9 protein-coding genes are annotated in these 11,048 nt (G+C 64.4%); 5 read left to right on the top strand and 4 right to left on the bottom strand.

Annotated features, from left to right (window positions below; all coding sequences use genetic code 11):
* Nucleotides 1–125 precede the first annotated feature (125 nt).
* Both JGU72_RS06415 and JGU72_RS06410 read right to left on the bottom strand, forming a co-directional pair.
* Complete coding sequence (locus JGU72_RS06415) at nt 126–1,928, bottom strand: hydroxysqualene dehydroxylase (RefSeq protein ID WP_199682844.1); 1,803 nt, start codon at nt 1,926–1,928, stop codon at nt 126–128.
* Nucleotides 1,912–3,312 carry an NAD(P)/FAD-dependent oxidoreductase gene (locus JGU72_RS06410; protein WP_199682843.1) on the bottom strand — a complete coding sequence of 467 codons (1,401 nt, stop codon included), beginning with the start codon at nt 3,310–3,312 and terminating at the stop codon, nt 1,912–1,914. Before JGU72_RS06410 ends, JGU72_RS06415 begins: the two co-directional genes overlap by 17 nt.
* Nucleotides 3,313–3,452: 140 nt before the next feature.
* Between JGU72_RS06410 and JGU72_RS06405 the strand changes: the two genes are divergently transcribed.
* Nucleotides 3,453–4,103 carry a TetR/AcrR family transcriptional regulator gene (locus JGU72_RS06405; RefSeq protein WP_199682842.1) on the top strand — a complete coding sequence of 217 codons (651 nt, stop codon included), beginning with the start codon at nt 3,453–3,455 and terminating at the stop codon, nt 4,101–4,103.
* 151 nt (nt 4,104–4,254) lie between these two features.
* On the top strand, nt 4,255–5,298 hold the full coding sequence (gene trpS / locus JGU72_RS06400; protein ID WP_199682841.1) for a tryptophan--tRNA ligase: 1,044 nt from the start codon (nt 4,255–4,257) through the stop codon (nt 5,296–5,298).
* Nucleotides 5,299–5,305: 7 nt separating this feature from the next.
* On the opposite strand, the gene JGU72_RS06395 is transcribed toward trpS, so the two are convergent.
* Both JGU72_RS06395 and JGU72_RS06390 read right to left on the bottom strand, forming a co-directional pair.
* The gene (locus JGU72_RS06395) at nt 5,306–6,517 is read right to left on the bottom strand and encodes a CaiB/BaiF CoA transferase family protein (RefSeq protein WP_199682840.1); all 1,212 of its coding nucleotides are present in this window, start codon (nt 6,515–6,517) and stop codon (nt 5,306–5,308) included.
* Entirely contained in the window at nt 6,514–7,692 is a 1,179-nt protein-coding gene (locus tag JGU72_RS06390) for an acyl-CoA dehydrogenase family protein (protein ID WP_199682839.1), read from the bottom strand. The genes JGU72_RS06395 and JGU72_RS06390 overlap by 4 nt, the downstream gene beginning before the upstream one ends.
* 233 nt (nt 7,693–7,925) lie before the next feature.
* Here JGU72_RS06390 and JGU72_RS06385 point away from each other — a divergent pair, with 233 nt between their 5' ends.
* The 3 genes from JGU72_RS06385 (at nt 7,926) to JGU72_RS06375 (ending at nt 11,044) form a co-directional block, all read left to right on the top strand.
* Nucleotides 7,926–8,327, top strand: a complete 402-nt coding sequence (locus JGU72_RS06385) for a Zn-ribbon domain-containing OB-fold protein (protein WP_233531160.1) — start codon at nt 7,926–7,928, stop codon at nt 8,325–8,327.
* 75 nt (nt 8,328–8,402) lie between these two features.
* Nucleotides 8,403–9,623 carry an acyl-CoA dehydrogenase family protein gene (locus JGU72_RS06380; RefSeq protein WP_199682837.1) on the top strand — a complete coding sequence of 407 codons (1,221 nt, stop codon included), beginning with the start codon at nt 8,403–8,405 and terminating at the stop codon, nt 9,621–9,623.
* Nucleotides 9,620–11,044 (top strand): LLM class flavin-dependent oxidoreductase, encoded by a 1,425-nt coding sequence (locus JGU72_RS06375; RefSeq protein ID WP_199682836.1) that lies wholly within the window; start codon nt 9,620–9,622, stop codon nt 11,042–11,044. The genes JGU72_RS06380 and JGU72_RS06375 overlap by 4 nt, the downstream gene beginning before the upstream one ends.
* The last annotated feature ends 4 nt before the right edge of the window (nt 11,045–11,048 follow it).

Genomic DNA, 11,048 nt, shown 5'->3' with positions numbered 1-11,048 from the left:
GGCCACGACGAACCGCCGCGGCATCGAGGCGCAACCATCGGCCGAAGAGAACGCGCATACGAGACTCCTTTGTCCAGTAGTGCGTTACCTTAGCTAAGGATTACGAGAAGCACACGTGGCCGACTTCAGATGTCCAGCACGTGCGGCAACCCGGCGCGGTAGCGGTCGCTGTCGATCCGCTTGAACGGTTCGAACTCCGCCGGCGCCACCATGGGGAAGATTGCTGCCCGCGGCGCAGAGTCACCCGCTGCGTCGAGGATCGCGTTGGCAACAGACCGGCCCGATTCGTTGGCGCCCTCCATCGTCGCCAGGTCGATGTTGTTGCGGACGTGATCACCGCCGAAAAAGAGGTTCGGTATTGCGCTGTGTGCGGTCGGTCGGTTGTCGTAGGAACCGATCGTGTTGACGAGCAATGGTGTTTCGTTATGGGTCGTACCGTCCGACCAGGTGACGCCGGGGTCGAGGTGCCACGAGTGGATGTCTTCGTCGCGCAACCAGTTCGTCGACGTGTTCAGCCAGCGCTTCAGCTGTGCCCAGCATTCCTGCATCACTTCGTCTTTCGTGCATTGCTTGGCCGGTTTGCCGAAGAGGAGCCCCGGTGAATCCCAATCCGAGATGTCGACCGACAGGCACTCCCGCACAGTGCCGTCCCCGTAGCGGGAGGCGAAGTCACCCGTCCACATCGGCGCCTGGCGCAGCGCCGTGATGGCCCACGGCGATCCCATTGCCGCGATATGGCCTTCCGGAATGTCGGTGGATCGCTTGAGGAAGAACTGGATTCCCACCATCCAATCCATCACCAATTCGCGCATTCCTGCGAGGTGCGGATCGGCGTCGAGGATGTCGTTGCTCAGCAACGGAACTGCCTTGTCGACCGGCATCGCACACACGTACCAGTCGGCTGCCACGGTGCTGGACGCACCGTTTGCGTCGGTGACGGTGACGTTTTCGATCCTGCCGTCACGCAGCCCCAGCCGTGATGCGCGCGCACCCATGACGAATTCCACACCGCGGGAGCGTAGATAGCTCACCCAGGGGTCGATCCACACATCGTTTGTGGGGCCGTTGAGGATTCGGTCGGTACCGCCGCGATATGCGGGAAAGAGGCCGGTGCCGGCGAGGACGAGTCCTTCGCCGATTGTGCCGATGGTCCGGGCCGATGCAAGGTGCGGTTTGGCCGCGACGGTGATTCGGGTGAGCGCGCTGACGAGATACTCGCGGTAAGCCGGAGACTTGCCGTTGGCCTGGAGCATGTTCTCCCAGGAGAGGTACTCGAACTGTCCGAAGCGCCGTTCGGTGCAACTGGTGAACCACATTGTCATCTGTTTTGCGAAGAACGCGAGTTCGAGCGGCGGCAGCTGCGGGATCAGACCGAACGACGAAATGATTGCTGCTTGAAGCAACTCGGGCGTCAGCTGGGTCAGGCCGCGTAGCCCGATCGGTGCGAAAACCGGTGGTTGGTCGCGGAGTCCGAGGATGGCCGATTCCACTTCGACGAGGTTGTCTTCGACCCCGTTCCCATTACCGGGAAACGGGATTCGACTCATTGTGTCCGGAACATGTTGGTAGCAGCCGGGAAAGAAGCGAAACCCGTGCTCTCCGGGTAGGTCGCGGCGGCCGCCCGTTCCGGTGCCGGCAACTCCCAGGCTGCGCGCCTTTCCACCCAGGTATGCCGGCTCGTAGACCGTCACGGCGTAGCCGCGTTCGATCAACTCGTGCGCGGCCGACAATCCCGACATTCCGCCGCCGAAGATTGCGACGTTCCTTTCCGCAGTCCGGCCGGGCGATCGCCGCGGTGCCGGCGTCGCGTGGGTCGTCGCAGGTAGCGCGATGGCGGCAGCCGCTGCCGCGCCGGTGAGGAGAGCGCCGCGTAAGACGCGGCGGCGGTCGATGCCCATTCGCGGCGCGCCGTTATGCGGTGTGATCATGTGCGATCTCCTCGTTGTGAGTGAACGTCGGTGGGGCAGGTAACTCGGGCAGACTTGAAAGCCGTGAACGAAGGCGTTCGAACAACTGCGACGCCGCCTGCGCCAGCTCGACGCCGAGGTTCGCGAGCACGCTGAGACGACTGCCGGGCGCGTGCAGTAACGCGCGCGCTGCCAACGTTGCGGGGCTCGCAATGCGACTGGGTTTGCGTGTGCGGCAGAAGACTTCGAGCGTCGCTCGGGCGAGGGCGCCGTCTCGCTGCGCGCCACGGTACAACTCGATTTCGAGGGGGCTCATCGACTCGCCACGGGCGAGGCGGTTGGTCCACTGGTAGACCTCGAGGCAGTCGCGTTCGCGTGCGCGCTCCCACCGGTGGGTGGCAGCGTCGAGTGCCTCGGGGTCGTCGAGCGCATGTGCGGTGGCTTCGCCGAGTAGTCGGCCGTAACGGAGTGCATCCCGAATGCCCTGTGCAGTAACAGGATCCTTGAAGTGTCCCGAGTCGCCCGGCAGTGCCCAGCCGGGTCCCGAAGACCGTCGAAAGTAGGAGGCGAGATTGGTCGCCGCCCGAACCTTGCCGACCATTCGGCAGCCGTCCAACCGTGCCGAAAGTTCGGGCAAACCGGCGATGGACTCGCGATAGATCGCGAGGGACCGCCCCGGTCGGTGCTGTGTGGTCGAGTCCGGGGGCGGTTGCACGAGGCACAGGACGAGGCCGTCGTCGCAGGGGAATGCTGTTCCCAGCAGCGAACCGACGCGCCATTGGGCTGCGATATCGCGCCACTCGTGCCTGCTGTCTTCCCAATATGCGAAATAGCATTCGCGTCCACTCGGTGTGCTGCGGTACGGCTCTGCGACACCGACGAGGCGCGCGATCGTGCTACGTCTGCCATCCGCTCCCACTACAAGTGATGCACGCAATTCCCGTTGAGCGCCAACCGAATCGGTATATGAGACGCCGGCTACGCGGCCGGCGTTCCAGACGACCTGGTCGACACGGCAGCCCTCGCGGACGTCTGCGCCGGCTTGGCGGGCCGTGTCGACAAGTGCCGCGTCGAGTCCCGTTCGTCGCACGCACAATGCGTAGTCGATGCCGTCGAGCGCCGGGAACCGTGCCGTGATCGTGTGCCCCGACCCGGCTGCGAGCGCGGTGCGCAACCGCGGTGCGCCGTTCGCCAGGACACGGTCGAGGGCGCCCAACTCCTGGAGTTCGGCGAGTCCCGACGTCCACAACAGATGTGTGGACAAGGTGTCGGACGGGAAGCGAGCGCTGTCCAAGACGACCACGCGCCGACCAGCGCGCGCGAGCGCGACCGCTGTCGCGGAACCTGCGCAGCGCGCGCCGACGACGATTGCGTCGGCGTGTTCGCCCTCGTTGCCGGATGCCATGTGTCTCCGAGTCAGTATGCTTCGGACATAGTGTCCGATAGGATCGTGGCGCGGCGTTGGCGGAATGTCAACAGCGGTCGGGCTCGGTTTTCGAGTGTGGAAGGCAGAATGACTTACATGAGTGAAACGGCGAGCAGCTGATGCCGTCGTTGACGCGGCCGCCGAAGGTTCGCCAGCAGCGGGTCGACGATCTGCGGGACGACTTCGAGCAACGGGTCCTGGTCGTGCTCGAAGACTTGCTGGCCGACGGAACGCCGTTCACCGAACTGGCCGTGCAACGTATTGCCAAGGCCGCGAACGTCGCCCGATCGACGTTCTACCGATACTTTCCCGACAAGAGTCAGCTGCTGATTCGCATGGCGGATCTTGCGACCGAGGATCTGTTCGGTGCCGCCGAGGAATGGTGGCGCGCGGACCACGCCGATGCGCAGGTCAGCGTCGTCGCTGCGATGCAACGCATGATCGCGGGCTTTCGCGAACATCGCTGGGTGCTCGTTGCGCTCAACGAGGTGTCCGCATACGACCGCGACGTCGGACGATACTGGCGTGCTCGCGTAGAAGGCTTCATGGCCGTGGTGTGTGCGCGACTGGAAGCAGAACAACGGGCAGGCACTATCGATGCGAACCTCGATGTTCTCGCAACGGCGATCGTGCTCACCTCGATGGTCGAGCGGTCGATCTCCGTGGGTTTCATGAGCGACGCGCCGATCGGCGACGACCAACTCGCACATGCCCTCGGCCGCGCGATCTGGCTGATCGTCTATGGCTCGGGACCTGACCGATCCGACTAGGCGTTGCTATCCTTGCCGGGTGATGAACATCCGACAGGCATGGTGGCTGCTCCGGCAGCCCGTCTAACCATGTCCGCGGGCTGTACGCAGCCTGCGGTGTCATCCTGAGTGAACGCGGTTCGTGCAGCCCCTCGACCACTCAGGAGCTGTCATGAATTCCTTCTCTGCCACCCTCGCTCGCAGCGAGAGCCTGCGCTCCGATGTAAGCGCGCGCCCGCACCGCTACCGAATCCTCACTGGCGAACGTCCAACGGGCCCACTGCATCTGGGTCACTACTTCGGTACCGTTGCCGAACGCGTGCGACTGCACAACCTCGGCGTCGACACTGTGATCGTCCTCGCGGACTACCAGGTGATCACCGATCGCGATGCCATCGGTGCGGTCCGCCGGAACGTCTACGGTGCGGTGCTGGATTATCTGGCCGCGGGCATCGATCCGAACAAGGCGACGATCTTCACCCACTCGTCGGTCCCCGCCCTGAACCAACTACTGCTCCCGTTCCTCAGCCTCGTGACCGAGGCCGAACTGCATCGGAAACCCACGGTCAAAGCGGAACTGGCTGCATCGGGCCGCGCGCTGAGCGGGCTATTGCTGACGTATCCGGTGCACCAGGCCGCGGACATCCTCTTTTGCAAAGGCAACCTCGTACCTGTCGGGAAGGACAACCTCCCCCACATCGAACTGACCAGGACGATTGCCCGCCGCTTCAACGAGCGGTACGGCGACGTCTTCCCTGAGCCACAGGCACTGCTGACTGCCAGTCCCGAGGTCCCCGGACTCGATGGCAGGAAGATGTCCAAGAGCTACGGAAATGCGATCGGCCTGTCGATGACCGCCGACGAGACAGCCGCCGCGATCCGCAGAACTCCGACCGATTCACAGCGGACGATCACGTTCGATCCCGAAAAGCGGCCGGGGGTGTCCGCGCTGTTGACTACTGCCGCGCTGTGTTCCGGGATCGACGAAGATCGACTGGCGGCCGGTATCGGCGCTGCAGGCGCAGGCGCGCTGAAGAAGCTCACCACCGATGCGGTCAACGACTTTCTCGCGCCCCATCGTTTGCTGCGTGCCGAACTCGCGAGTGCTCCGGACTACGTTCGCGAAGTCCTGCGAGACGGCAACTTCCGTGCGAACGAAATCGCCGCACGCACACTAGGCGAGGTCCACGCGGCGATGGGAACCGAATACCTCTGACGCGCGGTCAAATATGCCGTTTTTGGAAGCGCTCGGCCTGGACCGCGATGCTTCGCTGGATCAGTTCGTTCGCTGCTGTCGTATCCAGTCCGGATTCGATAAGTAGCGCAAGCGTGTGCTGGCCGAGTGCGGGGACGTCCCCCATGGCTGCCTCGGTGTCGGCAAACGTGATCGGCGGGAGTAGCGCGTCGACCTGCGCGTGTTCGGTTGCGATCGTTCGCCACCGCTTGCGGGCGCGAAGCTGTGGGTGATCGACGACCTGATCGAGCTGTTTGATCTGCGCGGCGGGTATGCCGGCTGCGGCGAGCCGGGCATCGAGCTCTGAGGTGTTCCACTGCGAAGTCTGTTGTGCCACAAGCGCATCACATTCGCTGCGATGGCGTACTCGTTGCACATTCGTTACAAATCGAGGGTCGTCGGCAAGTGCGGGAGCATCGAGTACCTCGGTGACGAGGGCGCGCCAGCCGCTGTCGTTCTGCACGCCGATGAGCACCTCGCCGTCGCGGGTCGGGAAGGCGTCGTACGGGGCAATCGAGATGTGGCTCAATCCCATTCGCGGCGGTTGGCTGCCCGTATACATCTGGGTGTACATCGCGTGACCCAGCCATTCGACGGTCGCGTCCAGCATCGACACGTCGATCGAAGCGCCTTCACCGGTCCGGCACCGACGCAGCAAAGCCGCGAGAACTGCTTGCGCACAGTACATTCCGGAGGCGATATCGGCGGTCGGAATTCCGGTCTTGACGGCAGTCTCGGGCGTGCCGGTGATCGACACAAGGCCGGCTTCTGCCTGAATCAGCATGTCGTAGGCCTTGCGGTCGGTCATCGGCCCGCCCGTCCCGTAGCCGGAGAGATTCACGACGACCAGCTCCGGGTGGTGTTCCCGGAGTTCGTCGGCTCCGAGGCCGAGGCGCTGCGCCGCACCGGGGGCGAGGTTCTGTACGAATACATCGGCACGGTCGACGAGGCGCCGCACCGCGGCACGGCCCTCGATCGATTTCACATCGATTGCGAGCGATTCTTTCCCGCGGTTGAGCCAGACGAAATGTGCCCCGGTGCCGTGCACCACATGGTCGTAGTCGCGCGCGAAGTCGCCGCCGTCGACGCGTTCGACCTTGATCACGCGCGCACCGAGGTCGGCCAGATTCCGAGTGGCGAGGGGAGCGGCCACGGCTTGCTCGATCGAGACTACGGTGACTCCGTCGAGCGGCTGCGTCACAGCGCCTTCTTTTTCTCGGCTCGCACGAGACCACCGCCGATGATGAGGCGCTGGATCTCGCTCGTGCCTTCGTACAAACGCAGCAGACGGACATCGCGGTAGATCCGCTCGACCGGCACTTCCCGCATGTAGCCGGTGCCGCCGTGGATCTGCACGGCGAGGTCGGCAACCTTGCCGACCATTTCGGTGCAGAACAATTTGGCTGCTGACGGCGCGATTCGCCGATCCGTGCCGTCGACCCACGCTCTCGCCGCTTCCCGCGCGAGTGCGCGACCGGCCATGACGCCCGTCTGCTGATCCGCGATCATGGCCTGGACCAGCTGGAAATCTCCGATCGCCACACCGCCCTGTGTCGCGCTGGCCGCGTACGCGACCGACTCGTCCAATGCGCGCTGCGCCTGCCCGACCGACAGCGCTGCAATGTGGATGCGGCCGCGAGCCAGTGATGTCATGGCGGCGCGGTAGCCCACGTCACCGGACCCGCCGACCAGCGCCTCCGGACCGACCCGGACCTGGTCGAAGCTGACATCGGCTGTCCGCGAACCTTCCTGCCCCATCTTCGCGTCCTTCGTGCCGACCTCGAGCCCCGGCAGATCGGCCGGGACCAGGAACACTGCGATGCCGTTTCCGGCCGCCGGCTTCGGGTCGGTGCGGGCAAACACAACGAACAACCCGGCCTCGGTGGCGTTGGTGATGAAGCGTTTGCTGCCGTCGATGATCCAGCCGTCACCCTCGGCTTTGGCAGTGGTCCGCAGCCCAGCGGGGTTCGAGCCGGCGCCGTCTTCGGTGAGCGCGAAGGACGCGACGACCTCACCTGATGCGATGCGGGGGAGCCAGTGGGCCTTCTGCTCGTCGGTTCCGAACCCGACGAGCACCTGGCCCGCGATGCCGTTGTTCGTGCCGAACATCGAGCGCAGCGACAGCGACGTGTAGCCGAGTTCCATGGCGACCTCGACGTCCTGGACGAGGTCGAGTCCGAGCCCACCCCACTCCTGGGGAATCGCGTAACCGAACAATCCCATGTCGGCGGCCTGTTTGCGCAGGTCCGATGGGATTGCGTCGGTGCTCATGATTTCCAGCTCACGAGGGACGACGCGGGTCCGCACGAAGTGGTTGATCTGCCTGAGCACCTCGGCGAAGACGTCCTCGGGTACCTCGGGATTGAGGTTTTGCATGGGTCCACTATCGCCGTATGGATGAAGATCAGTCCAATGCTTGTAGTTCTGCAGTTGCCTTCTTGGCAATGGTGATCGCCTCCCCACCGTGTGATGTGCTGGCTCGCGGCAGAAATAGGTATGCGTCTACGTAGTTCGACGGTGTTGCTCCCCGGGGGGCGGCGCGCAGGCTGAATGCAGCCCACCAGCAACAATCAGTCGAGGTTCCGATGAATCAACACAACACTGAACAGTTGGCAAGCACGACGGCGACCGGCGCGCCGACGTTGCTGATCAGGCGGTGCGGGACCTGCAACAAACTGCTCGCGCCGCTGACCGTGGCGTGTTCGTTCTGCCAAGGCTTCGACCTCGAGTGGGTGCCGTCCTCCGGCACCGGATCGATCGTGTCGTGGAAGGTGACGCACCGCTATCCACACGGGCCGCACGGTGAATTGCTGCCGTCGACGAAGGCGATAGTCCAGCTCGACGACGGCCCGTGGGTCTATTCGACGATCGAGGGTGAAGTGCCGCCCCACTCGGATCGACCAGTGCGCGTGCAGTTTCAGCCGTCTCCCGTCGGCGGGGCGTTCCCGGTCTTCGGTATTCGGCCGAGCGATGCCGTAGCAGCGCCCGAAACTTGGCCATTGGCCGGCTAGCGGTCTGCGTCAGCATTTCAATCGCGCTGCGTGCAACTGGTGGATCGTCCCGCGGATTGGGCAACGATTCCGAATATGACATCGACTGCCCCGAAGTATGTTTCCGATACCGAGCTGGACGAGATCTTCGCACCGATCTTCGAGCGAATCGCTGCAGGCGCCGTGGAGCGGGAGACCGACCGCAGGCTGCCGTACGACGAGGTCAGCTGGCTGAAAGAGGCGAAATTCGGAGCACTTCGCGTACCGGTCGAGCACGGCGGCTACGGCGTCAGCGTCCGTCAGCTCTTCCGGCTCCTGATCGATCTGGCAGCCGCCGAGTCGAATCTCCCGCAGGCGCTTCGTGTGCACTTCGTGTTCGTCGAAGACCAGTTGCTTGCCGAGCTCGGACCCGCGCGCGAGAACTGGTTGCGCGCAGTCAGCGACGGCGCACTCGTCGGCAATGCGATTACCGAACCCGGTGTCGGTGCCGTGGATCGGTACCGCACCACTCTGACAGCGGCGGGCGACGCGTGGGCGCTCAACGGCGTCAAGTACTACAGCACGGGCTCGCTGTACGCCGACCACATCCTGGTTGCCGCCGACCGCGACGGCGAGCGGCTCGGCATCCTGGTCGACGCGAATGCCGAAGGCGTGCGCCAGCACGACGACTGGGATGGCTTCGGGCAGCGGTTGACCGCAAGTGGGACAACCGAATTCACCAACGTCGCCGTTTCCGAAGACCGGATTCTCGGGCCGGGCTACGGCGGTCCCGGTGCAACCTATGCGACGTCGTATCTGCAGCTCTTCCAGCTCGCGGTGCTCGCAGGAATCGCGAAACGTGCCGAGCGTGACGCACGAGAATGGGTTTCGGCGCGCACCCGCACCTACACCCACGCCGCGGCCGACCTGCCACGCGAGGATCCGCTGGTGCAGCAGGTCATCGGCCGGCTATCCGCGGCAGCGTTCGCGGCGCGGGCGAGCGTGCTCGCGGTAGCCGATGTCCTCGACGAGGTGCTCGCGCAGGGTGCAACGGACGAGAAGCTGCTCATCGCAGCAGAATTGGCGGCCGGTCAGGCCCAGCTCGGTGTGATCGACACCGTCCTCGCTGCGACCACGCAACTGTTCGAACTCGGTGGCGCGTCGATCGTTGCGGAGCGCCACCAACTCGATCGGCACTGGCGCAACGCTCGAACGATCTCGGTGCACAACCCAGCGATCTTCAAGGCGCGGTCGATCGGTGACCACCTGCTGAACGGAACGGACTTGCCGTTCGCGTGGAGCGCGGGCGAACGCAAGTCACAGGACGCCGCTCGATGACCAGGCAAATCAGGTTCAACGCGTTCGACATGAACTGCGTCGCGCATCAGTCACCCGGACTGTGGCGACACCCCGACGACCAATCGCACCGCTACAAGGATCTCGATTACTGGACCGAGCTCGCAAAGCTGTTGGAACAGGGCCGATTCGACGGGATCTTCATCGCGGACGTGCTCGGCACGTACGACGTCTACGGCGGCGACGATGTCGCCGCACTACGCCAGGGCGCGCAGATTCCGGTCGCCGATCCGCTGTTGCTCGTGTCGGCTATGGCGGCAGTGACGGAACACCTCGGTTTCGGTATCACGACGGGGACCGGATTCGAGCATCCGTATCCATTCGCCCGGCGGTTGTCCACCCTCGATCATTTGACGAAGGGCCGGATCGGCTGGAACGTGGTGACGGGCTATTTGCCCTCGGCAGCAAGAAATTTCGGTGCCGACGACCAACTCGACCACGATACGCGTTACGACCACGCGGACGAGTATCTCGAGGTGCTCTACAAGCTGTGGGAAGGGTCGTGGGAGGACGACGCCGTAGTCCGCGATGCGGCGAGCGGCGTCTATGTAGACCCGGCCAAGGTGCACCACATCGGCCATCGCGGAACGCATTTCACCGTTCCCGGTGTTCACCTTTCCGAGCCGTCACCGCAGCGCACCCCGACTATCTACCAGGCCGGCGCGTCGACTCGTGGCGTGAAATTCGCGGCCGAGAATGCCGAGGCGATCTTCGTGGCGGGTCCGTCCAAACGGATTCTCGCGCAGACTGTCTCGCGAATCCGGGACGCACTGCAAGCAGCAGGGCGGGACCGGTATTCGGCGCGGATCTATGCCTTGGCCACGATCGTCACCGACGCGACCGACGAGGCCGCCCGACTCAAGCACGAGGAGTATCTGTCCTACGCAAGCATCGAAGGCGGCCTTGTCTTCATGTCTGGCTGGATGGGCATCGATCTTTCCCGCTACGACCTGGACGATCCGATCGGTCAGGTCGAGAGCAACGCAATCCAGTCGGCGGTCGCCGCATTCCAGGAATTCGATGACGACGGTCGCGAGTGGACCGTCCGGGATATCGGCCGCTGGGCCGGAATCGGTGGGATGGGTCCGGTGTTCGTCGGATCCGGCGTGACCGTCGCCGACGAACTGCAGGACTGGGTCGATGCGACCGACCTCGATGGCTTCAACCTCGCGTACGCGATCACCCCAGGAACGTTCGAAGATATTGTGACGCACATCGTTCCGGTGCTCACCGAGCGTGGTGTGTACGCGCGCGATTACGCTCCGGGAACTCTGCGCAACAAGCTGCTCGGTGCGGGTGATCGCCTGCCGGACGAGCACCGCGGTGCGAACTATCGACTCGGGGCACCAGGCTCGACGGCTCTGCCGGATTCCGAGGTGCGGGCGAGCGCGCTCACGGCGTGAGTTG

Origin of the sequence: Antrihabitans auranticaus, from assembly GCF_016481275.1 — a bacterium.
In the GTDB taxonomy this organism is placed as follows: Bacteria; Actinomycetota; Actinomycetes; order Mycobacteriales; family Mycobacteriaceae; genus Antrihabitans.
This window is presented reverse-complemented; position numbering and strand designations above follow the sequence as displayed.

Excerpts from the sequence above, each read along its gene's own strand:
- trpS (WP_199682841.1), top strand. The coding sequence starts at position 4,255 with ATGAATTCCTTCTCTGCCACCCTCGCTCGCAGCGAGAGCCTGCGCTCC.
- JGU72_RS06390 (WP_199682839.1), bottom strand. The coding sequence starts at position 7,692 with ATGCAAAACCTCAATCCCGAGGTACCCGAGGACGTCTTCGCCGAGGTG.
- JGU72_RS06415 (WP_199682844.1), bottom strand. The coding sequence starts at position 1,928 with ATGATCACACCGCATAACGGCGCGCCGCGAATGGGCATCGACCGCCGC.
- JGU72_RS06375 (WP_199682836.1), top strand. The coding sequence starts at position 9,620 with ATGACCAGGCAAATCAGGTTCAACGCGTTCGACATGAACTGCGTCGCG.
- JGU72_RS06410 (WP_199682843.1), bottom strand. The coding sequence starts at position 3,312 with ATGGCATCCGGCAACGAGGGCGAACACGCCGACGCAATCGTCGTCGGC.
- JGU72_RS06380 (WP_199682837.1), top strand. The coding sequence starts at position 8,403 with ATGACATCGACTGCCCCGAAGTATGTTTCCGATACCGAGCTGGACGAG.
- JGU72_RS06405 (WP_199682842.1), top strand. The coding sequence starts at position 3,453 with ATGCCGTCGTTGACGCGGCCGCCGAAGGTTCGCCAGCAGCGGGTCGAC.